Raw genomic sequence first — 22,559 nt, 5'->3', positions numbered from 1 at the left:
GAATAATGAGCTGGCGATGACTTACTCTCACATGGGTAATCCCACACTACCATCAGCGCTAAGAGGTTTCACTTCTGAGTTCGGGAAGGGATCAGGTGGTTCACTCTTGCTATGGTCGCCAGCACAACTGTTTATGGATACTTGCTTGGGTCTTATTTGATGCCGAAGCGTTTTCCAAATCTGTAACAGACTGGGCTGATTGAATCTTACTTTACTTGTTCATTTTAGCTAGAGGTATAACTAAATCAAGTTGTCTTGCATATTTAAGAATCGATTGATGCTTCATATACAACTGCTTGGGTGTTGTATAGTCAAGCCTCACGAGCAATTAGTATTGGTCAGCTTCACATATCACTATGCTTCCACATCCAACCTATCAACGTCCTAGTCTCGAACGGCTCTTTAGAGGACATAAAGTCCTAGGGAAATCTTATCTTGAGGTAGGCTTCCCGCTTAGATGCTTTCAGCGGTTATCCCTTCCGAACATAGCTACCCGGCGATGCGACTGGCGTCACAACCGGTACACCAGAGGTTCGTCCACTCTGGTCCTCTCGTACTAGGAGCAGATCCTCTCAAATTTCCAGCGCCCACGGTAGATAGGGACCGAACTGTCTCACGACGTTCTAAACCCAGCTCGCGTACCTCTTTAAATGGCGAACAGCCATACCCTTGGGACCTGCTTCAGCCCCAGGATGAGATGAGCCGACATCGAGGTGCCAAACACCGCCGTCGATATGAACTCTTGGGCGGTATCAGCCTGTTATCCCCAGAGTACCTTTTATCCGTTGAGCGATGGCCCTTCCATACAGAACCACCGGATCACTAAGACCTACTTTCGTACCTGCTCGACTTGTGGGTCTCGCAGTTAAGCGCGCTTTTGCCTTTATACTCTACGCGTGATTTCCGACCACGCTGAGCGCACCTTCGTACTCCTCCGTTACTCTTTAGGAGGAGACCGCCCCAGTCAAACTACCCACCAGACACGGTCCTCGTCCCGGATCACGGGACAGAGTTAGAACCTCAACATTACCAGGGTGGTATTTCAAGGACGGCTCCACTGGAACTAGCGTTCCAGCTTCAAAGCCTCCCACCTATCCTACACAAGTAAGGTCAAAGTTCAGTGTCAAGCTGCAGTAAAGGTTCACGGGGTCTTTCCGTCTAGCCGCGGGTACACTGCATCTTCACAGCGATTTCGATTTCACTGAGCCTCTGCTGGAGACAGCGCCGCCATCATTATGCCATTCGTGCAGGTCGGAACTTACCCGACAAGGAATTTCGCTACCTTAGGACCGTTATAGTTACGGCCGCCGTTTACTGGGGCTTCGATCAAGAGCTTCGCTTACGCTAACCCCATCAATTAACCTTCCAGCACCGGGCAGGCATCACACCCTATACGTCCACTTTCGTGTTTGCAGAGTGCTATGTTTTTAATAAACAGTTGCAGCGGCCTGGTTTCTGCGGCTGTCGTCAGCTCAGGAAGCGAGTTCCATCACCAACAACAGCGTACCTTCTCCCGAAGTTACGGTACCATTTTGCCTAGTTCCTTCAGCAGAGTTCTCTCAAGCGCCTTGGTCTACTCGACCTGACCACCTGTGTCGGTTTCGGGTACGATTCCTGTGTAACTGAAGCTTAGAGACTTTTCCTGGAAGCATGGCATCAACCACTTCGCTGTACAAGTACAGCTTGCTATCAGATCTCAGCATAGAGTACCCCGGATTTGCCTAAGATACATGCCTACATCCTTTCACCTGGACAACCAACGCCAGGCTGATTTAGCCTTCTCCGTCCTCTCATCGCATTACACAGAAGTAATGGAATATTAACCATTTTCCCATCGACTACGCCTTTCGGCCTCGCCTTAGGGGTCGACTCACCCAGCCCCGATTAACGTTGGACTGGAACCCTTGGTCTTTCGGCGAACGGGTTTTTCACCCGTTTTGTCGTTACTCACGTCAGCATTCGCACTTCTGATACCTCCAGCATGCTTCTCAACACACCTTCATCGGCTTACAGAACGCTCCCCTACCACGTATACAAAGTATACATCCGCAGCTTCGGCACATAGTTTTAGCCCCGTTACATCTTCCGCGCAGGCCGACTCGACTAGTGAGCTATTACGCTTTCTTTAAAGGGTGGCTGCTTCTAAGCCAACCTCCTAGCTGTCTATGCCTTCCCACATCGTTTCCCACTTAACTATGATTTTGGGGCCTTAGCTGGCGGTCTGGATTGTTTTCCTCTTGACTACGGACGTTAGCACCCGCAGTCTGTCTCCCGGATAGTACTCATAGGTATTCGGAGTTTGCATCGGTTTGGTAAGTCGGGATGACCCCCTAGCCGAAACAGTGCTCTACCCCCTATGGTATTCGTCCGAGGCGCTACCTAAATAGCTTTCGGGGAGAACCAGCTATCACCAGGCTTGATTAGCCTTTCACCCCTATCCACAAGTCATCCCCTGGCTTTTCAACGACAGTGGGTTCGGTCCTCCAGTTAGTGTTACCCAACCTTCAACCTGCTCATGGATAGATCGCCTGGTTTCGGGTCTATACCCAGCAACTAAACGCCCTATTAAGACTCGATTTCTCTACGGCTCCCCTATACGGTTAACCTCGCTACTGAATATAAGTCGCTGACCCATTATACAAAAGGTACGCAGTCACACCACGAAGGTGCTCCCACTGCTTGTATGCATGCGGTTTCAGGATCTATTTCACTCCCCTCACAGGGGTTCTTTTCGCCTTTCCCTCACGGTACTGGTTCACTATCGGTCAGTCAGGAGTATTTAGCCTTGGAGGATGGTCCCCCCATATTCAGACAAGGTTTCACGTGCCTCGCCCTACTCGTCATCATTATGTGTGCCCTTTCGTGTACGGGAATATCACCCTCTACGTTCGCACTTCCCAGAGCGTTCCACTAAAACACACATAACTTAATGGGCTGATCCCCGTTCGCTCGCCGCTACTGAGGGAATCTCAATTGATTTCTTTTCCTAAGGGTACTGAGATGTTTCACTTCCCCTCGTTCGCCTTGCAACACTATGTATTCATGTTGCAATACCTACCTTAAAGTAGGTGGGTTCCCCCATTCAGACATCTCCGGATCAAAGGATATTTGCCGCCTCCCCGGAGCTTTTCGCAGGCTATCACGTCTTTCATCGCCTCTGACTGCCAAGGCATCCACCACATGCACTTAATTACTTGACTATACAACCCCAAACAGTCGATGTTACCTACAAGTTAGTAACTTCAACATTTCAGTTTAGAGCACTGTGCACTTAAGCACCGTACAGCTTCAATCTAAATTCACATACCAAAACGCTTGATTCAGTTAATTTGCTAGTTCTCAATTCATCTAGATTAATTGCTTAACCTAAACTCTTGAGTGAACAATTTATTTCAGACTCAATTTTGCCAATCTGTTAATGAGTTAATGTGTCTTCGTCAGATCACACTAATTACCGTGATAATGAAATCACAGAAGTTAATAAACCAAGATCTCAATCTTTATTTACTAATTTCTGTAATCCGAACTTATCTTAAGTTCTGGTGGAGACTAGGAGAGTCGAACTCCTGACCTCCTGCGTGCAAAGCAGGCGCTCTACCAACTAAGCTAAGTCCCCAGCTTACATCATCAATCATGTATCTTTTATCTATAACTTCAACCAGTCAAAGTCATGGTGGGTCTGACAAGACTTGAACTTGTGACCCCACGCTTATCAAGCGTGTGCTCTAACCAACTGAGCTACAGACCCTCAGATACATCTATGAAGAACAACTTGTTGTGGATTCTTACCAATCGTCAATCTTTCGTTAAGGAGGTGATCCAGCCGCAGGTTCCCCTACGGCTACCTTGTTACGACTTCACCCCAGTCATCGGCCACACCGTGGTAACCGCCCTCTTTGCAGTTAGGCTAGCTACTTCTGGTGCAACAAACTCCCATGGTGTGACGGGCGGTGTGTACAAGGCCCGGGAACGTATTCACCGCGGCATTCTGATCCGCGATTACTAGCGATTCCGACTTCATGGAGTCGAGTTGCAGACTCCAATCCGGACTACGATCGGCTTTTTGAGATTAGCATCACATCGCTGTGTAGCAACCCTTTGTACCGACCATTGTAGCACGTGTGTAGCCCTGGCCGTAAGGGCCATGATGACTTGACGTCGTCCCCGCCTTCCTCCAGTTTGTCACTGGCAGTATCCTTAAAGTTCCCATCCGAAATGCTGGCAAGTAAGGAAAAGGGTTGCGCTCGTTGCGGGACTTAACCCAACATCTCACGACACGAGCTGACGACAGCCATGCAGCACCTGTATCTAGATTCCCGAAGGCACCAATCCATCTCTGGAAAGTTTCTAGTATGTCAAGGCCAGGTAAGGTTCTTCGCGTTGCATCGAATTAAACCACATGCTCCACCGCTTGTGCGGGCCCCCGTCAATTCATTTGAGTTTTAGTCTTGCGACCGTACTCCCCAGGCGGTCTACTTATCGCGTTAGCTGCGCCACTAAAGCCTCAAAGGCCCCAACGGCTAGTAGACATCGTTTACGGCATGGACTACCAGGGTATCTAATCCTGTTTGCTCCCCATGCTTTCGTACCTCAGCGTCAGTATTAGGCCAGATGGCTGCCTTCGCCATCGGTATTCCTCCAGATCTCTACGCATTTCACCGCTACACCTGGAATTCTACCATCCTCTCCCATACTCTAGCTCACCAGTATCGAATGCAATTCCCAAGTTAAGCTCGGGGATTTCACATCCGACTTAATAAGCCGCCTACGCACGCTTTACGCCCAGTAAATCCGATTAACGCTCGCACCCTCTGTATTACCGCGGCTGCTGGCACAGAGTTAGCCGGTGCTTATTCTGCGAGTAACGTCCACTATCCCTAGGTATTAACTAGAGTAGCCTCCTCCTCGCTTAAAGTGCTTTACAACCATAAGGCCTTCTTCACACACGCGGCATGGCTGGATCAGGGTTCCCCCCATTGTCCAATATTCCCCACTGCTGCCTCCCGTAGGAGTCTGGGCCGTGTCTCAGTCCCAGTGTGGCGGATCATCCTCTCAGACCCGCTACAGATCGTCGCCTTGGTAGGCCTTTACCCCACCAACTAGCTAATCCGACTTAGGCTCATCTATTAGCGCAAGGTCCGAAGATCCCCTGCTTTCTCCCGTAGGACGTATGCGGTATTAGCATCCCTTTCGAGATGTTGTCCCCCACTAATAGGCAGATTCCTAAGCATTACTCACCCGTCCGCCGCTAGGTCCAGTAGCAAGCTACCTTCCCCCGCTCGACTTGCATGTGTTAAGCCTGCCGCCAGCGTTCAATCTGAGCCATGATCAAACTCTTCAGTTAAAATCATTTTGCACCTTATTTATAGACAAGGTGCCAATTCTGGCTCATCAATTACTGACTTAAATTTCGCTCAAATAAACTTCGAGTAATTTAAACCAATCAATCAATGAAAATTATTTCGATTAATCAATCAGTAAAAATCCACACAAGTTGTTCTTCAATTCTCTTAATGATCTTCTTACTGGTTCGTCACCAGCAAGCTAGGTCGGCTATATTACTCTTAATCTCTTAAAAGTCAACAGGTAATTTCGATATTTTTTAAAACTCATTCTCTAAACCATCTCATCATCAAATTCATCACTTAAAGCAATCAATCTAATCACAAGTAACTGTTTTTCAACAAGTTTCTATCTGCATCACCGCCGATGGATGTGCATTATAGACCATCTCATTCCCTTTGCAACCCCTTTTTATAGCATTTCATATCAAGCGTACATTTTTTAGGCTTTTCACTGGATATTAGATGAGATATTAAACTTTTTTTAGTTATTCAACTTCATGTAGAATAGATTATTCGTGCAATTGATTTGGCATTAACTCACCATGTGGCACTCCGCTAAGAAAGTATTATTTTGCATACTTGTAGTGTTTGCTACGAGTGGGCCTGCTTATGCCAATTCAAAACATAACTTTTATGTGCTCACTTTATCTATTTTAAGTTATAGCAAATGGGAGAATGTAAGCACGCCTACTCTTTGTGTAATTGATAATGCATCAATTACTTCTACCTTCCAGTCTTATATTCAACAATTATCTTATAACTATCGTGTACAAACCGTTAATGCTAAAGATTTTTCTAAATCGCATTGCCAGGCTGTTTATTTTTCTACCACACCACCTCAGCAGCAGCAAAACTTAATTCAGAATTATCCATATCGTTCTTTGCTTTCTTTAAGTATTAATAATCCAGAATGTGAAGTTGGTAGTATCTTTTGTTTATATAATCAAAATAATTACACCACTTTTAAAGTTAACTTAGATGCATTAAGCCATTCCAAGGTCCATATTGATCCAAGGGTTTTACTCTTGGCTAAGAACGCGGAGTAAGGATTATGATATCTAAGTTGTATCAATCCACTTCGCTACATGCACTTTTTAGAAAGTCTCAATTTACGATCTTTGCTATAACTTTTTTTATTTGCTCTTTTACATTTGTATCAATTTCCGTTTTTACGATGGAAACTTATGCAAAACAAAATTTGCAATTACTTAGCCATACTCTTCTTGAGCGTATTCAGCCTGCCGTTGTGTTTAACGATAAGATCACGATTGAACAAATCTTAAATGAATACACAAATGATCACTCTATTCGAGCAATTCATATTTATGATTCTGAACATCACCTGATTGCTCAAAGTTTTAAGTTGTCGAGTCAAACTTCGGTGTTAGAGAAATGGTTTGATCACTGGTTTTTAAATGAGCCGGTACATTTAACGATTTATCATCATCAACAGAATGTAGGTGAACTCACCCTTTTTGGTAGTTCTGAAAAAATATTGCAATTTTTAAAGATGATTATGGTCGGCCTTGCTATTGCGATGCTGTTTATTGTTTGTGCATTGTGGTGGTCAGTGAATTTGACTTATCGTCAAATTATGCAAGCGATTTATCCACTCACAAATATTGCTCAAATCGTGAGTGAACAAAAAGCTTATAACCTTCGTTTTCCTTATAACCGAATTAAAGAGTTTCAAGACCTAAATACTGTTTTTAATGAGTTACTTGAAGAAATTCAGATTTGGGATAATCAACTGCAAAAGGAAAATCGTAAATTATCGTTTCAAGCTCATCATGACCAGCTGACCCTATTACCGAATAGACATTATTTTTATCAAATACTATTAGATATATTTGAAGATAAGGATTTTGACAATAAGTCAGCCTTATTGTTTATAGATAACAATAACTTCAAATCAATTAATGATCAGTTCGGACATTTAGCTGGGGATGAGGTTTTAAAAGAGATGGCGAAAAGGTTACAAACGCGTTTACGTCATCAAGATTTTATTGCCCGTTTAGGCGGTGATGAATTTGCGGTTATTTTGCATTCCATTACGCATGCCGATCATTTAATATCTATTGCTGAAAATTTACTCGAAAGCTGTAAAGAACCTTTGCATCTAAATGATCAAACGATTTATTTCAGTTTTAGTGTAGGGATTGCTTTATCCCAATTTGCGTCTAGTCCAGAAGATTTTATTATGCAAGCAGATCAAGCGATGTATAAGGCTAAGACTTCTGAGCAACATTGGTTTATTTATAAACCAGAGAATTAAATTTAGGCTAATTTATGAATACAAGATCTTTGAAACTCTCCTTTATTGCATTGCTGTGCATTGCGCTTGCAGGTTGCTTGAGTTTTGGTCCTTTGAAATATCGTCAAGTAAAAATGCTAAAAAAAGAGGGGTTTGTACTTACTAATGAAGGCTGGACTCTAGGTTTACCAGAACGCTTATTATTTGATTTTAATGACGCAACATTAAAACAAAGTCATGAAGCAGAGCTTACACGTTTAGCAAATCAATTAAATAAATATGATTTGAATAAATTAAAAATCGTTGGTCACACTGACGATGTAGGTAATCCTGAATACAACCAAAAGTTATCTGAAGAACGTGCACAAAGTGTTGCGAACCTCTTCTTGACTCACGGTTTTAAAAAGGAAAATATTTACGTTATTGGACGTGGTTCAACTCAACCGTATGTACCGAATACAACCAATGAAAATCGAGCAATTAATCGTCGTGTTGCTATCGTAATTATTCCTTAAATTTTCCATTATAAAAAAGCCAATCCTTTGTGATTGGCTTTTTTGTTTTATACAAGTTCAATAATATCAATAGTAGGCGGTACACGAAATCTTAATGGTATTCCAACCATACCTGTTCCTACGGTAACAAATACATCGGCGTGTTCATGCGAATAGAAACCACGTTTATGGCCTAAAATTGATACTTTTTTCATAATATAGTTGGTTACCCACGGAAGTTCGACCTGCCCTCCATGTGTATGACCTGACAACATTAAAGGGCGATTAGGTAATTTAGGGACCATATCTACCGTATCAGGGTTATGGGAAAGAATTAACCATGGTTTATCTTGAGGTAAGTCTGGCATTGAACGCATATCGGTTTTCCCTGCCCATAAGTCACCAATCCCGATTAAACGAAACTCATCAAACTCAACAATTTTTCCTTCAATGTCCATTACATCATTGTAGTGAAGTGCATCTTTTAATAATTGTTGAATAGGCGGACCTGGATATTGCTCGTCATGGTTCCCTGGAACTGAATAAACTGGAGCTTTAATATCTTTAAGTACACTCAGTTCCTGTACTAGCTTATCTTCTGGCTCATAAGTCCAGTCTCCTGCCACAACTACTAAGTCTGGCTGTTGTTCATTAAGCTTTTTCACAATGATTTTGAGTTGACGTTCATGCCCAGAGAATAGGCCTATATGTAAGTCTGCAATTAAAGCGACTTTTACAGGTTTAGCAAAATGGCGATCTGGATTTAAACGATATTGGTGAACATCGACACGTACCATATGTGGCTCTATAAAACGTGCGTAAATGAGAATACCACTTAATAAAAAGATAAAAATGGTTTCATGAATTGAGTAATAACCTATCCAACCAGCGTATAAATTAAAGAACCAAAGTGGAACAAGAAGATAAGATAGATAAAAAGCAAGTAAGTGAACAAAAGCTTTAAATGGATGAATCGTTTCAGTACGTGATTGATGAACCCAGGCTTCAATAATTCCCCAGAGAGCAAGTATTGAAAAAATAAGGTAAAAACAAAAGATGATTGAATTTGGGTTCCACATTACGATTCTCGACTTATCTTATATTGATTGCTAGTAATCAAATTCAATATTTATCTTTCAATATGCACGAATTATACTCTAGCTCACCTTATCGTATGTATTGATTATGGCACAATCCTTTCATTCCAAACAGCTTCAAACTCATCAACTGGCTAAAGGCTTTTTGATTAAAGCTTCTATAGTCGTATGTTCAAGTTTCGCTGTGGCTTTGACAGGTTGTAGCACATTACCCAAACATAGCCCTGAACCAATCCAGTACGCACGAGATATCGATACATCTCAAACTTCTCTTTCAAAAATTATTACGCCTTTACGTGAAAAAAATCCGAATTTAACGGGTTATCATCTTTTAAATGATCCCTTAGAAGCACTCGCGGCTCGCTTAAGGCTGATTGATAAAGCCGAAAAGACTTTAGATTTACAGTACTATATTTGGGATAACGATAAAGTCGGTGCTTTAGCTTTACATGCAATTATTCGTGCTGCTGATCGTGGTGTTAAAGTACGTTTATTAATTGACGATAATAATGCTAAAAAGATGGAAGGCGTGTTACTCGCGCTTTCTCAACATAAAAATATTGAAGTTAAATTATTTAACCCATACCGTTTCCGCAAATATCGCGCGATGGATATGATTTTAGACTTAAAACGTATCAATCGTCGTATGCATAACAAGAGCTTTATTGCTGATAATCAGGTTGCGCTTATTGGTGGGCGCAATATGACAAATCAGTATTACAACGTCAGCGACAGTTATCAATTTTCTGACGTCGATGTCATGTTGGTTGGTGCTGCCGTTGATGATATCGTGAATTCTTTTGATGACTACTGGAATCATGAATATGCATATTCAGTCCAAAGTATCGTCAGTGCTCAACAACACCGTTTGCGCTACGAAAGCTTAAAACAACAACTTGATGCTCATTATCAACAAGCCACCGTTCAGAACTTCCTTGACTTAACCTCTAGATCACATGCTTTTGATAAATGGTTAGACCGTAATATTAAATTTGATTGGGTTAAAGCAGAGGTTGTGAAAGACTCACCTGATAAAATTAGATCAAAAGCGAAAAAAGAAGAACATTTAAATTTCCAATTGATTAACCATTTGGAAAAACCAGAAAGCAATGTTGACCTGATTTCGGCTTATTTTATTCCAGAAAAGCAAGGCGCTAAAATTTTAAGTACGCTTGCTAAAGAAGGTGTAGAAGTTCGAGTTTTAACAAACTCATTCAAAGCAAATGACGTAGCTGTTGTTCATGCGTTTTATGGAAAATATCGTAAAGAACTTTTGAAAAACGGCGTTCAACTGTATGAGTTTTTACCGACTCCAGATAAACGCGATTTGAATAAGAATACGGATGAACTGGCAACCAAAGCGAAAGTAAACATGAAAGGTTTAAGCCGCTCAAGTTTACACACCAAACTTATGGCATTAGATGAACAGGTTTTTATTGGTTCATTCAACTTTGACCCACGTTCGGCGTATTTAAATACTGAAATTGGCGTAATTTTAGATAGTCCATCACTGGCCAAAACAATTCACCATACGATGGATGAAAACTTAAACAAATATGCTTATAAATTAAAGCTCGATCCAAACAATCATATTTACTGGCAACAGGAAACTCCAAAAGGCCCTGTAATTTATAAAAAAGAACCAGAAATGAAATGGTGGCAAAAGGCAGGCATGAAACTACTATCATGGCTGCCACTCGAAGGTTTTATGTAATTAACTTTTTGGCTTAAGTACTTTTTTATGTAATTGAGCCAATCCTTCAACCATTTTTTCTTGTACTTCTTGAGTCAAACTTTTTACATCATGGCCTTCTACCGAAATAGGAGGAAGTGTAAGTAAATGAGCTGTTACTTTCGGCATTTCTAGCACACGTTGAATATGCTCAACGAATGACATCTCACCAATAAATGGTGCAACGGTATCTAACTCACCATGACGGTTTACGTAACAGATTAAACATACCTGTACCGGACGCTGAGCTTCGATAGCAGCTCCGAGTAAACGACCATGAACCCGCTTAACAGAATGGCCATCTGTAGTAGTCGCTTCAGGGAAAAATAAAACTGGAATATTTTGTTTTAAAAATTCGGTAATTTGCTCTCGAATTTTAATGGAGTCACCTGATCCACGTTTAATAAATAAGGTGCCCCCACCTTTCGCCAAATTGCCAAGAATAGGCCACTTTTCTATCTCGGCTTTAGCTAAGAAGAAGACACGTGCACCTGAACCTAAAACGGCGATATCAAGCCAAGAAATATGGTTACTCACCCATAAAGCGGGCTCTCTGGGAATTGTGCCATGTACTTGAACTTCAAGATTAAATACTTGGCATAAACGACGACAGAAATATTGAACATATCGAGTGTTAACAGGGTTATTTGGATCTTTATAAAGTCCATGACGATAAACTAAGTAAAAACCTTCACTGATTGCCGCAGTCGCTGAAGTAACTTTTTTTCCGTATAAACCTATTTTTGAAAATTTCTTTAACGTTGAATTCACTATACTTTGCGTTTGAGTCATAAAATTTCACTAACGATCAATCATTGTTATACCCATCTCGAGCCATTCTATACGTTTCGGAATAAACTTGCATCGCTGTGTGATAGACACAAATAAAAATAAAATGCGCTGTAGTTAATCTAAAGAATAAGAGTAAACCCTTTCCCCTTTTGCTCAAGTTTCCTCTAGAATAAAGTTTTACCTTATTCAGGATTTATAGCCACGTGGAATATGTTGATCGGCATCAAGGCGGTGAACGCACAATATTAGTGAGTGTGTCTGTACAATTATTAGATGATCTGGATGCCGAAGAATTTGCTCTACTTGCACAGTCAGCTGGTGCAGATATTCTTGAGCACATTAAAGTTCAACGTAATAAACCGGACCCTAAGTTTTTTATTGGTTCAGGTAAAGTTGATGAGATTGCAGAACAAGTTCAGGACTTAGAAGCAAGTCTTGTTATTTTTGATCATGCATTAACCCCTGCCCAAGAGCGTAATTTAGAAAAGATTTTAAAATGCCGCGTTATTGACCGCACCGGTCTCATCTTAGATATTTTTGCCCAGCGCGCGCGGACCCATGAAGGTAAATTACAAGTTGAACTTGCTCAGTTAAAACATTTATCAACCCGTTTAATCCGTGGTTGGTCTGCTGATTTTGAACAACAAAAAGGTGGTATTGGTTTACGAGGTCCCGGTGAATCACAACTCGAAACAGACCGTCGTCTCATTCGTGTCCGTATTACCCAGTTAAAAGATAAGTTAGAGAAAGTCCATCAAACCCGTATGCAAGGACGAGCTGCAAGACAAAAAGCTTCGATCCCAACTGTTTCATTAGTCGGTTATACCAACGCGGGTAAATCAACCTTATTTAATATTTTAGCGAAAAGTGATGTATATGCAGCCGACCAACTATTTGCAACACTTGATCCAACCTTACGTCGTCTAGAATGGGATGGAATTGGTACGGTGGTTCTAGCAGATACTGTAGGGTTCGTACGAAACTTACAACATGATTTGGTCGAATCATTTAAAGCAACTTTAGAAGAAACGCTTGAAGCTACCCTGCTTTTACATGTCATCGATAGTAGTAGTCATGACATGCTTGACCAGATTGAAGCCGTTGAAGGTGTATTGAAGGAAATTGGCGCGGATGCACCCGTACTTCGTGTTTATAACAAAATTGATTTGAGTGGCGAAGAGGCAAAAATTATTTATTCAGAGCCCCATGTTCCAGATCGTGTTTATGTATCTGCACACTCAGGGTTAGGTCTAGATTTACTTCGCCAAGCCGTACAAGAATGTCTAATGGGACAACTTCAACACTTCTCATTGGTACTTAAACCTGCTTATGGCAAATTGCGTACTCAACTTTATGCTTTAAATGTCATTCAATCTGAGCATTATGACGATGAAGGGCTATTACATATCGATATACGAATTGCACCTCATAAGCTTGAGCAGTTAATTCGCCAAGCCAAACTCCCTATAGATGAGATATTAGGTGAACGCGCAAGTCAGTTTAAAAGGCCACTGGAAGAGTTTGAAATCAAGCACTAGATCAGTTAAAACTTGATAAGTAAACTTTTAGAGATAAAAAATATGGATAAGATCAAAAGTATAGACTGGGCAGCATGGGTAGGAACTTTACTACTTATTATCGGTTTTCGCGAAGGCTCAGTCGTCGTTATGCGTGCTTTTGGTCATCCAGAGCTAGGCAATCTGGTAGGTTTAATTAGTTTACTTATCGTTTTACTCATTTGGCGTAAATTTAAGAAAATCCCGCTAAGACTTGTCGATACTAACAATAAAGTCATGAAAGAAAGTGGTTTTGCTTTTTTACCCATTTGTGCAGGCTCCTTAATTATGCTGGTGCATATGGGTAAAGAAATTCCGCTATTTCTTTTTGTTTTGGTAGTGAGCACCCTTATACCCTTGTGGGTCTATGCAAAAATGGCAAAACATTGGTTATAAGGAGAATAAAATGTTTATGATTCTTTATGGATTTTTGATCACTTTAGTTGGCTACCTTTGTGCAAAACCATTAAACCGCCGCTTTCCTCAAGTTCCTCTTTTAGTTTTCGGCATGTTCATTGTCATTGGGCTATTATCAATCTTGAAAGTTCCCTATGAAGAATATCGACTTTACGTAAATGATTTATTTAGCCATTTATTAGGATATGTCACGGTTGCTTTAGCTATACCTTTGGCTGCAATGCGTTATGACGATTTACCTCTTAAATCGGTGATTGGTATTTTATGCTTTGCCAGCATTAGTGCCGTTGCTTTACCAATGGGCCTTGCTTACCTATTGCATATGTCTGAGCCGACTATTTTGGCTTTTGCTACACGTGCAGTAACCACCCCAATTGCTTTAAACATCGCGACCTTATTACATGCTCCAGAGACATTAGTCACTCTCATTGTAATTTTATCCGGAGTTATTGGTGCAGCATTTTCACCATTTTTACTTAAGCATATACACGATGAAAGAGCTTCAGGTTTAGCTCTAGGCTTAGCTGCACATGCAATTGGAACTGCTCAGGCTTGGCAACGTGGACCTGTAGCAGGTCGTTATGCGGCATTTGGCATGGCATTAAACGGTGTATTTACTGCTATTTGGCTACCAACCTTCATGTTATCTTTTGGAATACACTGATTAAAAAGTAGTTTAAATAAACATTGAACCCGTTATTAATTACAAATAAGATGGATCTTTCAAATCTAAAAGGATTTTTTGATTATGGGGAAATTTTTTGTTGGAGCTTTGCTCCTAGTGGGAATAAATACAGCTACTTTTGCAGCTGATATTACAGGTCTTTGGCAAACGATTGACGATAAAACAGGTACACCTAAAGCACATGTAGAAATACGGAAAGAGGCAAATGGTACTTATGCAGGTAAAATCGTAAAAATTACACCGCGCCCAGGTTATACACCAAAAGAAATTTGTGATAACTGCCCTGCACCTTATACCAATAAGCCTATTTTAGGCTTAGATATCGCAACCGGGCTCAAGCAAACTGATAATTCAACCTATACAGGTGGAAAAATTCTAGACCCAAATACTGGTAAAGTTTACGGATTAAAAGCAAAACTCAGTGCAAATGGTAAACGTCTACATATGCGCGGTTACCTTGGGGTATCTGCTTTAGGCCGTAATCAGATCTGGATTCGCCTAGAATAAATATCTTAAAAATAAAAAAGCCGCTTCAGCGGCTTTTTTATTACATAACAGGATTGCTCACAGAAAAAGCTTGTTGATCTTCAAAACGATAAGCAATCAAGTTTTTACCCCATACACAACCACCATCAACATTTTGGATGTGTTCACTAATAGTTCTACCCTCTAGAGCAGCCCAATGTCCAAAAAATATTTGATGGGTTTGTGCAGCCTTACTTGGAAATTCAAACCACGGTAAATAACCTTCTGGCATTGGTGCATCTAAAGTATCTTTAAAACTAAACTCCAAAGCCCCTTCTGCATTAGTTAAACGCATACGAGTTAAGTAATTGGTAATACAGCGTAAACGTTCATTACCTGTCAAATCATCTGTCCAAAGATCGGGTTTTGAACCATACATTTCAGCTAAAAATGCATCTAGCACAGATAAATCATCATGCGCCAATACAGCCTCAACTTCTTTTGCCAATGCAGCAGTTTTTTGTGCATCCCAAATACAAGGTACACCTGCGTGCGTCAGTATTGTTTGTTCATTTGGAAATAAACATAACGGCTGTTTACGTAACCAATCGATAAGATCATCACCATCCACGGCGTCAATAACATCCTGCGTGCGATCTTTTTCTTTAATTTCCTTAAGACCACGAGCACCAGCAATCAGGGTTAAATCATGGTTACCCAATACGGTAGCAGCAGCCCCTCGATCAGCTAGTTTTTTAATAAACCGTAGAGCACCTACAGAGTTTTCACCACGTGCAACCAAGTCACCAGCAAACCAGATAAAATCTTGATCAGGGTCAAAACGTATTTCTTTTAATAGCGCTTTGAGTGCCTCAAAACAACCTTGCACATCTCCAATTACATAGTTATAGCGCTTAGTCATTTATGCCACCATTTGATCTGCCAAAGCCACAAACTCTGCAAGAGTTAAAGTTTCTGGACGAGCCATTGGGTCGACTCCTGCTTTCTCGAAACCATCCTCTGCTAACATGCCTTTAAGACTGTTTCTTAGCGTTTTACGGCGCTGAGTAAAGACGTGGGCAACCAAGCGAGCTAAAGCTTTTTCATCTTTCGCCGTAATTGGTTTTTGTTCGTAAGGAACTAAGCGAAATACTGCACTTGTCACTTTTGGTGGCGGGTTAAATGCGCCTGCTGGAACTTCAAATAAAAAGGTAGGCTGACAATAATATTGGATCATGACTGATAAACGGCCATATTCTTTTGTATTCGGTTCAGCAGTAATACGTTCTACCACTTCTTTTTGCAACATGAAGTGCATGTCTTTAACTTGGCTACCAAATTCCAAGAGATGAAAAAGTAATGGTGTAGAAATGTTATAAGGCAAATTGCCGACAACGCGTAATGGACGCCCATCTTTTACAAGCTGACTAAAATCATATTTTAATGCATCAGCTTCTACGATAGTTAAACGTTCTGGATGTGGCACGCGTTCAGGTAAGCCGGCAGCTAAATCACGGTCTAATTCAACTACAGTTAATGCATCACATTCTCCAATTAAAGGAGAAGTTAAAGCAGCTAAACCTGGACCAATTTCGACGATATTATCACCCGTACGCGGATTGACTGAGCGTACAATTTTGGCAATGACTCGTTGATCATGTAAGAAGTTTTGACCAAAACGTTTACGAGCTTTATGCCCTTCATCTTTCGGGTTTAGGGCATTAATTTGATACATAGAACATTTCCAACATGAAAAATTTAACTCGCTGCCAAGGATAAAGCTAAATCGACAGCGACATTTAAACTTGAGCTTTTTGCCAATCCTGTCCCAGCTAAAGACAGAGCAGTACCATGATCGACCGAAGTCCGAATAAATGGTAAGCCCAATGTGATATTGATTGCTTCACCAAAACCCTGTGATTTTAACACAGGTAAGCCTTGATCATGGTACATCGCAAGAACAGCGTCAGCATTTTTAAGATGTTCAGGCGTAAATAAAGTATCAGCTGGCAAACTTAAACTTAATTTAACTCCCTGTGACCGGTAGCTCTCAAGTACCGGATTGATCGTATCAATCTCTTCACGTCCCAAATAACCATCTTCGCCTGCATGAGGATTTAACCCACATACTAAGACTCGAGGATCATTAATTTTAAATTTGGTCTTTAAGTCGTGAAGTAAAATATCAATCACTTGATGCAAGCGTTCTTTGGTAATTGCATCTGCAACATCTCTTAATGGTAAATGGGTTGTCGCCAGAGCCACCCGCAACGTTTTCGTTGCCAGCATCATAACAACACGCTCTACCCCTGCAAATTCTTGATAATATTCAGTATGTCCACTAAATAAAATCCCTGCATCATTAATCACCGACTTTTGAACAGGAGCAGTGGCTACACCGACGCTCTTACCAGACATAGCATAATCAGCTGAGCGACGTAATTGCTCTAATACATAAGCAGCATTAGCAGCATTAAGCTGTCCATCAACGACTATAGTTTCTAGGGGTATATGTTCTATATAAAGCTCACCTTGCAAAGACGACTCAGCTTGTCCGCTATACTCTAAAAACTTAATGTCCAGACCAAGCTTTTGAGCGCGTTGTTGTAATAAATTTCGATCAGCCAAAACAACAACAGGACGTTCATCAACCCGTTTTGCCAGACTCAAACAAATATCTGGACCAATACCGGCAGGTTCACCGGAAGTGACATATAAAGGCAGCACAATCACCCCCGACACATCTCTAAAATTTGAATTATTTTAACATATCCTACATTCATCGGATTAGGGATAAAATTATGTAGCTTATATGGGATTTTTCTTGTGATTGACAACAAACTCGTTTAGAATCTCGTCTCCTTTTTGTTTGAGCGATGTCTAGCTCAAACCAACTATAATAGGTAGTGTTTGAATGAAAACTCTCAGCGCAAAGCCTGCTGAAGTACAACACGATTGGTTCGTTGTTGATGCTACAGGTAAAACTCTTGGTCGTTTAGCGACTGAAATTGCACGTCGTTTACGCGGTAAGCACAAAACTTCTTATACTCCTCACGTTGACACTGGTGACTACATCATCGTTATCAATGCTGAACAAGTTCAAGTGACTGGTAACAAAGCGCTTGACAAGAAATACTATCGCCACACTGAATTCCCAGGCGGTTTAAAAGAAACTAATTTCGAAAAATTAGTTGCTCACAAACCTGAAGAAATCTTTGAACGTGCTGTTAAAGGCATGTTGCCAAAAGGTCCTCTTGGTTATGCAATGATCAAGAAGATGAAAGTGTACGCTGGTAGCGAGCATCCACACGCTGCTCAACAGCCACAAGTTTTGGACATCTAAGGGATACAGCACATGGCTACTAATTATGGTACAGGTCGCCGTAAGACCGCAACTGCACGTGTTTTCTTGTCAGCTGGTACAGGCAAACTCGTTATTAACAACCGTACTTTAGAGCAATATTTCGGTCGTGAAACTGCTCGTATGGTTGTTCGTCAACCTTTAGAGCTTTTAGAAGCTACTGAAAAATATGACCTTTACATCACTGTTAAAGGTGGTGGTATCGGTGGTCAAGCTGGTGCGATCCGTCACGGTATTACTCGTGCACTTATCGCTGCTGACGAAACTTTAAAACCTGTTCTTCGTCAAGCTGGTTTCGTTACTCGTGATGCTCGTGAAGTTGAACGTAAGAAACTTGGTTTACGCAAAGCTCGTAAACGTCCTCAATTCTCTAAACGTTAATTCGTTTACCGAATCGGACAAAAAGCCTTGGTTTTCCCAAGGCTTTTTTATTGCATATTCATTTTGTAGATGAGTGAAACAGATAAATATATGAAACTCTATCTTTGTCACCGTGATTTCCACGCATATTTTTAGTATTCTAACCGATTCACACAACCATACCTTGTGATATGTCGGTCGAAAACACCTCAATTCAGGGAATTACCCTTTACAGCCATGCTGATGATTTCCGTTCACACTGGATCCGTTTTTTATTGGCAGAAAAACAAATTAAATATCAATTAATCGTGACTGATCACGAAGATGAAGATCTCGCAAGCCTAAATCCTTATAATCAATTGCCAATGCTGGTTGAGCAAAATCTTAAATTATTTTCAGCACCTATCATTGCCGAGTATCTCGATGACCGATATCGTCAGAATAAACTATATGCCGATGCCCCTATGGCACGTGCAGAGCAACGCCAATATATTTGGCGTCTTGAAAATGATTGGTTTAAGTTGGCCGATCATATGCTCAGACATGCAGATACGTTAAATATAGAACAAAAACAAAAAGCACAAAAAGAATTGCGTGACACCTTAATATCACTTACCCCTTTATTTCAGCATTTCCCTTATTTTATGTCCGAAAATTTTTCAATCCTGGACTGTATGCTTGCTCCAATTTTTGTGAGACTTAATAGCATGGGAATTGATTTACCAAAGCAGCAGTGTCGACCTATATTTTTGTATTGTAAACGTATCTTTAGCCGCCCTTCTTTTGTTAAATCCATGACGCCCCAAGAGAAAACCCGTTACAATGAACTATTAAATATGGAATAGTGTGATATGTCTGAGCAAACTATTGAATTAACCCCTACACGTCCTTATCTTGCTCGTGCAATCTATGAATGGATTTGTGACAATCAACTCACACCTTATTTACTCGTTGATGCAACACAACCGCACACTGATGTACCACAACAGTTTGTGAAAGATGGACAAATTGTTTTAAACATTGTGCCTCATGCGGTACATCAACTACTCATTAGCAATGATGCGATTACATTTTCAGCACGTTTTGGCGGCGTTTCCAAAGATATTTACGTACCTATTCAAGCAGTTTTAGGTATTTATGCACGTGAAAATGGACAAGGTTTATTCTTTGACCCTGAAGAATATGCCAATGTAGCGCCTGTAGAAGATAAGTTAGACTCAGAAACACAAGAAACATCTGAACCAACCAAGAAAAAGCCAACATTAAGAATTTTAGATTAATTTTAGAGGAATAAAGTATGGCATTTGATTTAGTCCAATACTTTGCTGAGCAAATAAAAATTCAAAAGCCTCAGCTTTTAAATCAATATCCAGCCAATGAGAAAAATAAGCTGATTGACGAAGTGAATATATTGACGCTTGGTAAATTAATCAGCTTATGGCGTCAGGACGACAATAAAATTTATCATGAAATCAAAACTGCCGATCCATTGTATATTCAAGAAGTTGCACGTCATCTAACTACGTCAAAACACAATAAGTCAGTTTTAAAAAATACTGAACTTGAGCAAAGTATTTCTGAGATTCTGGCATTACAGTTAACAGAACTTAATCAACTTGATGAGACTGGTGGTTTCGGCCAAAGTGGTTTAAAAGAGCTCATTTTAGGGCAAGTTGAACATTTATCTGGCCAAGCTGAAGATTGGGTTTGGTCAACAAACCATCTAACAGAGCTCATTGGTTCTAAACCTGTTGAACAAGAAGAGCTATCATTGGATGCAACAATGAAGGAGTTCAACCAAATGGTTCACCAAGCCCAACCACATCATGAAGATTTACATGTTGAAGAGCAACCTATCGAAACTTTTATTCCTGCATGGTCAAAAGTTATCGCTCCTCTTGTTGCTTTAGCTATTTTAGGCTATCTCTATTGTATGTATACACAGCTTGTATAATTTTGTTTTTTATAATTAAAGGGAACGTATGTTCCCTTTTTTGATTTAAATAATCATCTTCTATAAATCAATAGTGATTACTAGTAACCACAATTGCTCTTCTCTTAAATTTGGATACTAAACAGCATTTGCCGTTTTTTCACTTGTTGACCTTGCTGACCTAAAATTTCATCGACTACACCATCCACATCAGATTTAATCTGTTGCTGAATTTTCATGGCTTCAAGAATCAATAATGTTTGGCCCTTTACTACTTGATCGCCTTCATTGACTAGGATATTCACTACAGCCCCATCCATCGGTGCTCGAATTTTGCCATCTCCCGCTACATCGGTAGCTTCTGGTGCAGCGTAAGTCATATTGCGTATCAAAACATTGCCATTATCTCGATCTAGATAAAGCTGATCATCATCCAATACATATTGAACACGGCGAAGTACACCATCAATTAAGTAAACTAGCTGTTCTGGCGTTTTCTCAAGCACATCAATACAAACTACTTGATCACAGAACTTTACCGTGAATGTGTTATTTACAGATGAAAGCTGCAATTGAATTTGCTGATCGGCAGTTTGTAATTTTAACGGTAATGGCACACCAAGCCCAGTTTGCCACACTGCAGTACCTTTACTTTGGCTAAATAGTGCTGCAGCAATCGCTAAGGTTTCTAAAGATAAAACTTGATAGTGTAAGCTCGGATCATTTTTGAAATGCTGTTGGATGAATGCAGTATTGGTATCCCCTGCGACAACAACTGGATGGCGCAGTAAATTGACCAAGAACTGTTTATTACTATTCACTCCAAGTAAAACACTATCATCGACTGCACGAGCCAGTAAGCGAATCGCATCCTCACGGGTTTTCCCATAGGCAATCACCTTTGCTACCATCGGATCGTAAAATGGACTGACTTCATCAGTTGCTAACATGCCATGATCAATTCGCACATTTGGCAAGGTTGCAGGCTTCCAACGTAAAATTTTTCCTGTTTGTGGCAAAAAGTCCTGACGTGGGTCTTCTGCATACAAACGTACTTCGATCGCATGTCCATTTAAGGTCAATTCCTGTTGCTTTAAAGGTAACTGCTCACCATTCGCCACACGTAACTGCCATTCAACTAAATCCAACCCTGTAATAAGCTCAGTGACCGGATGTTCTACCTGCAAACGGGTATTCATCTCCAAAAAGTAAAATGCACCCGATGCATCTAGCAAAAACTCAACTGTACCTGCCCCAACATAAGCACATGTTTTTGCCGCTGCTACGGCTGCCTCACCCATTTTCTGACGCAGTTCAGGCGTCATCACCGGACATGGAGCTTCTTCAACTACTTTTTGATGACGGCGCTGAATTGAACAATCACGTTCAAACAAATACACATAATTGCCGTGAGTATCACCAAAAACCTGAATTTCGACATGGCGTGGAGCAATGACTGCTTTTTCCAAAATGAGCTCGCCAGAACCAAAAGCATTTTCAGCTTCTGAACGTGCGGTTTGTAATGCCTCAAACAACTCGGATGCTTGCTGTACCAAACGCATGCCACGACCGCCACCACCCGCAGAAGCTTTGACCATAATTGGAAAGCCAATCTGCTCAGCTTGAGTTGCTAAATATTCGAGATCTTGTCGGTCACCTTCATACCCCGGCACACAAGGGACGCCCGCCTCAATCATGGCGATTTTTGAAAGGCGTTTACTGCCCATTAACTCAATTGCAGAAGCGGTAGGCCCAATAAAGGTAATCTGGTTGTCGATACATGCCTGAGCAAAATCAGTATTTTCTGACAAAAAACCATAGCCGGGGTGAACTGCATCCGCCCCTGTTTTTTTGCAAGCTTCAATAATTTTAGCGATGGAGAGATAAGACTCTGATACTTTTGAAGCACCAATATAAACAGCTTCATCAGCCTCTTGCACATGGCGAGCATTACGGTCTGCATCGGAATAAACTGCGACGGTTTGGTAACCCATTGCCTTGGCTGTTTGCATCACGCGAACTGCAATCTCACCACGATTGGCAACTAGTATTTTTGAAAATTTCATTA

General features: G+C 40.9%; 19 protein-coding genes, 2 tRNA genes and 3 rRNA genes. 13 read left to right on the top strand and 11 right to left on the bottom strand.

Annotated features, from left to right (window positions below):
- Positions 1 to 8: 8 nt before the first annotated feature.
- From rrf to MKL36_RS18130, 5 genes are all read right to left on the bottom strand, one after another.
- A 5S ribosomal RNA gene (rrf, locus tag MKL36_RS18150) occupies positions 9 to 123 on the bottom strand.
- 184 nt (positions 124 to 307) lie between these two features.
- Positions 308 to 3,200, bottom strand: a 23S ribosomal RNA gene (locus MKL36_RS18145).
- A 340-nt stretch (positions 3,201 to 3,540) separates the two neighbouring features.
- Positions 3,541 to 3,616 (bottom strand) — tRNA-Ala (locus MKL36_RS18140).
- A 55-nt stretch (positions 3,617 to 3,671) separates the two neighbouring features.
- Positions 3,672 to 3,748: transfer RNA gene (locus MKL36_RS18135), tRNA-Ile, on the bottom strand.
- 59 nt (positions 3,749 to 3,807) lie between these two features.
- Positions 3,808 to 5,344 (bottom strand): 16S ribosomal RNA (locus MKL36_RS18130).
- Together the 16S, 23S and 5S rRNA genes with 2 tRNA genes alongside form the textbook arrangement of a ribosomal RNA operon.
- A 543-nt stretch (positions 5,345 to 5,887) precedes the next feature.
- Between MKL36_RS18130 and MKL36_RS18125 the strand changes: the two genes are divergently transcribed.
- Genes MKL36_RS18125 through MKL36_RS18115 form a run of 3 tightly spaced genes read left to right on the top strand, consistent with a single transcriptional unit; the run spans position 5,888 to position 8,114 of the window.
- On the top strand, positions 5,888 to 6,391 hold the full coding sequence (locus MKL36_RS18125; protein ID WP_001985194.1) for a YfiR family protein: 504 nt from the start codon (positions 5,888 to 5,890) through the stop codon (positions 6,389 to 6,391).
- Between the two features lie 5 nt (positions 6,392 to 6,396).
- Complete coding sequence (locus MKL36_RS18120; RefSeq protein WP_021510991.1) at positions 6,397 to 7,620, top strand: diguanylate cyclase domain-containing protein; 1,224 nt, start codon at positions 6,397 to 6,399, stop codon at positions 7,618 to 7,620.
- A 14-nt stretch (positions 7,621 to 7,634) separates the two neighbouring features.
- Complete coding sequence (locus MKL36_RS18115) at positions 7,635 to 8,114, top strand: OmpA family protein (protein ID WP_001097560.1); 480 nt, start codon at positions 7,635 to 7,637, stop codon at positions 8,112 to 8,114.
- A 47-nt stretch (positions 8,115 to 8,161) separates the two neighbouring features.
- On the opposite strand, the gene MKL36_RS18110 is transcribed toward MKL36_RS18115, so the two are convergent.
- On the bottom strand, positions 8,162 to 9,172 hold the full coding sequence (locus MKL36_RS18110) for a metallophosphoesterase (protein ID WP_000267339.1): 1,011 nt from the start codon (positions 9,170 to 9,172) through the stop codon (positions 8,162 to 8,164).
- Positions 9,173 to 9,278: 106 nt separating this feature from the next.
- On the opposite strand from MKL36_RS18110, the gene MKL36_RS18105 reads away from it, so the two are divergent.
- Positions 9,279 to 10,904 (top strand): phospholipase D family protein, encoded by a 1,626-nt coding sequence (locus MKL36_RS18105; protein WP_000079184.1) that lies wholly within the window; start codon positions 9,279 to 9,281, stop codon positions 10,902 to 10,904.
- Here the strand turns inward: MKL36_RS18105 and MKL36_RS18100 are convergent, their stop codons facing one another.
- The gene (locus MKL36_RS18100; protein ID WP_000195147.1) at positions 10,905 to 11,714 is read right to left on the bottom strand and encodes a lysophospholipid acyltransferase family protein; all 810 of its coding nucleotides are present in this window, start codon (positions 11,712 to 11,714) and stop codon (positions 10,905 to 10,907) included. It abuts the gene before it with no gap.
- Positions 11,715 to 11,917: 203 nt separating this feature from the next.
- Between MKL36_RS18100 and hflX the strand changes: the two genes are divergently transcribed.
- From hflX to MKL36_RS18080, 4 genes are all read left to right on the top strand, one after another.
- Complete coding sequence (hflX, locus tag MKL36_RS18095; protein ID WP_000456884.1) at positions 11,918 to 13,252, top strand: ribosome rescue GTPase HflX; 1,335 nt, start codon at positions 11,918 to 11,920, stop codon at positions 13,250 to 13,252.
- A gap of 42 nt (positions 13,253 to 13,294) precedes the next feature.
- The gene (locus MKL36_RS18090; protein WP_000357904.1) at positions 13,295 to 13,666 is read left to right on the top strand and encodes a hypothetical protein; all 372 of its coding nucleotides are present in this window, start codon (positions 13,295 to 13,297) and stop codon (positions 13,664 to 13,666) included.
- A gap of 10 nt (positions 13,667 to 13,676) precedes the next feature.
- Positions 13,677 to 14,351 (top strand): LrgB family protein, encoded by a 675-nt coding sequence (locus MKL36_RS18085; protein WP_000480818.1) that lies wholly within the window; start codon positions 13,677 to 13,679, stop codon positions 14,349 to 14,351.
- An 84-nt stretch (positions 14,352 to 14,435) separates the two neighbouring features.
- Positions 14,436 to 14,879, top strand: a complete 444-nt coding sequence (locus tag MKL36_RS18080) for a DUF2147 domain-containing protein (protein ID WP_000514366.1) — start codon at positions 14,436 to 14,438, stop codon at positions 14,877 to 14,879.
- A 40-nt stretch (positions 14,880 to 14,919) separates the two neighbouring features.
- Here the strand turns inward: MKL36_RS18080 and MKL36_RS18075 are convergent, their stop codons facing one another.
- Genes MKL36_RS18075 through pdxA form a run of 3 tightly spaced genes read right to left on the bottom strand, consistent with a single transcriptional unit; the run spans position 14,920 to position 17,579 of the window.
- The gene (locus MKL36_RS18075) at positions 14,920 to 15,759 is read right to left on the bottom strand and encodes a symmetrical bis(5'-nucleosyl)-tetraphosphatase (RefSeq protein WP_002068182.1); all 840 of its coding nucleotides are present in this window, start codon (positions 15,757 to 15,759) and stop codon (positions 14,920 to 14,922) included.
- Positions 15,760 to 16,572, bottom strand: coding sequence for a 16S rRNA (adenine(1518)-N(6)/adenine(1519)-N(6))-dimethyltransferase RsmA (rsmA, locus tag MKL36_RS18070; protein WP_000284347.1), 813 nt, complete (start codon positions 16,570 to 16,572; stop codon positions 15,760 to 15,762).
- 23 nt (positions 16,573 to 16,595) lie between these two features.
- Positions 16,596 to 17,579, bottom strand: coding sequence for a 4-hydroxythreonine-4-phosphate dehydrogenase PdxA (gene pdxA, locus MKL36_RS18065; RefSeq protein WP_021510990.1), 984 nt, complete (start codon positions 17,577 to 17,579; stop codon positions 16,596 to 16,598).
- A 172-nt stretch (positions 17,580 to 17,751) separates the two neighbouring features.
- On the opposite strand from pdxA, the gene rplM reads away from it, so the two are divergent.
- The 5 genes from rplM to MKL36_RS18040 all read left to right on the top strand — a co-directional run bounded on the left by rplM (position 17,752) and on the right by MKL36_RS18040 (position 20,512).
- A complete protein-coding gene (gene rplM / locus MKL36_RS18060) occupies positions 17,752 to 18,180 on the top strand; it encodes a 50S ribosomal protein L13 (RefSeq protein ID WP_000854895.1) in 429 nt (142 codons plus the stop codon).
- A gap of 12 nt (positions 18,181 to 18,192) precedes the next feature.
- Positions 18,193 to 18,579, top strand: coding sequence for a 30S ribosomal protein S9 (gene rpsI, locus MKL36_RS18055; protein WP_000224786.1), 387 nt, complete (start codon positions 18,193 to 18,195; stop codon positions 18,577 to 18,579).
- Between the two features lie 170 nt (positions 18,580 to 18,749).
- Entirely contained in the window at positions 18,750 to 19,403 is a 654-nt protein-coding gene (locus MKL36_RS18050; protein ID WP_000110146.1) for a glutathione S-transferase N-terminal domain-containing protein, read from the top strand.
- Between the two features lie 6 nt (positions 19,404 to 19,409).
- Complete coding sequence (locus tag MKL36_RS18045) at positions 19,410 to 19,838, top strand: ClpXP protease specificity-enhancing factor (RefSeq protein WP_000003709.1); 429 nt, start codon at positions 19,410 to 19,412, stop codon at positions 19,836 to 19,838.
- 17 nt (positions 19,839 to 19,855) lie between these two features.
- Entirely contained in the window at positions 19,856 to 20,512 is a 657-nt protein-coding gene (locus MKL36_RS18040; protein WP_000863331.1) for a hypothetical protein, read from the top strand.
- Between the two features lie 104 nt (positions 20,513 to 20,616).
- Here the strand turns inward: MKL36_RS18040 and MKL36_RS18035 are convergent, their stop codons facing one another.
- The gene (locus tag MKL36_RS18035; protein WP_021510989.1) at positions 20,617 to 22,557 is read right to left on the bottom strand and encodes an acetyl/propionyl/methylcrotonyl-CoA carboxylase subunit alpha; all 1,941 of its coding nucleotides are present in this window, start codon (positions 22,555 to 22,557) and stop codon (positions 20,617 to 20,619) included.
- Positions 22,558 to 22,559 lie beyond the last annotated feature (2 nt).

It is taken from the genome of Acinetobacter sp. AOR12_HL (genome assembly GCF_027855275.1).
Classification (GTDB): Bacteria; Pseudomonadota; Gammaproteobacteria; order Pseudomonadales; family Moraxellaceae; genus Acinetobacter; species Acinetobacter baumannii.
This window is presented reverse-complemented; position numbering and strand designations above follow the sequence as displayed.

Coding starts and splice junctions, on each gene's coding strand:
- MKL36_RS18125 (WP_001985194.1), top strand. CDS start 5,888: ATGTGGCACTCCGCTAAGAAAGTATTATTTTGCATACTTGTAGTGTTT.
- MKL36_RS18120 (WP_021510991.1), top strand. CDS start 6,397: ATGATATCTAAGTTGTATCAATCCACTTCGCTACATGCACTTTTTAGA.
- MKL36_RS18115 (WP_001097560.1), top strand. CDS start 7,635: ATGAATACAAGATCTTTGAAACTCTCCTTTATTGCATTGCTGTGCATT.
- MKL36_RS18110 (WP_000267339.1), bottom strand. CDS start 9,172: ATGTGGAACCCAAATTCAATCATCTTTTGTTTTTACCTTATTTTTTCA.
- MKL36_RS18105 (WP_000079184.1), top strand. CDS start 9,279: ATGGCACAATCCTTTCATTCCAAACAGCTTCAAACTCATCAACTGGCT.
- MKL36_RS18100 (WP_000195147.1), bottom strand. CDS start 11,714: ATGACTCAAACGCAAAGTATAGTGAATTCAACGTTAAAGAAATTTTCA.
- MKL36_RS18090 (WP_000357904.1), top strand. CDS start 13,295: ATGGATAAGATCAAAAGTATAGACTGGGCAGCATGGGTAGGAACTTTA.
- MKL36_RS18085 (WP_000480818.1), top strand. CDS start 13,677: ATGTTTATGATTCTTTATGGATTTTTGATCACTTTAGTTGGCTACCTT.
- MKL36_RS18080 (WP_000514366.1), top strand. CDS start 14,436: ATGGGGAAATTTTTTGTTGGAGCTTTGCTCCTAGTGGGAATAAATACA.
- MKL36_RS18075 (WP_002068182.1), bottom strand. CDS start 15,759: ATGACTAAGCGCTATAACTATGTAATTGGAGATGTGCAAGGTTGTTTT.
- rsmA (WP_000284347.1), bottom strand. CDS start 16,572: ATGTATCAAATTAATGCCCTAAACCCGAAAGATGAAGGGCATAAAGCT.
- rplM (WP_000854895.1), top strand. CDS start 17,752: ATGAAAACTCTCAGCGCAAAGCCTGCTGAAGTACAACACGATTGGTTC.
- rpsI (WP_000224786.1), top strand. CDS start 18,193: ATGGCTACTAATTATGGTACAGGTCGCCGTAAGACCGCAACTGCACGT.
- MKL36_RS18050 (WP_000110146.1), top strand. CDS start 18,750: ATGTCGGTCGAAAACACCTCAATTCAGGGAATTACCCTTTACAGCCAT.
- MKL36_RS18045 (WP_000003709.1), top strand. CDS start 19,410: ATGTCTGAGCAAACTATTGAATTAACCCCTACACGTCCTTATCTTGCT.
- MKL36_RS18040 (WP_000863331.1), top strand. CDS start 19,856: ATGGCATTTGATTTAGTCCAATACTTTGCTGAGCAAATAAAAATTCAA.
- MKL36_RS18035 (WP_021510989.1), bottom strand. CDS start 22,557: ATGAAATTTTCAAAAATACTAGTTGCCAATCGTGGTGAGATTGCAGTT.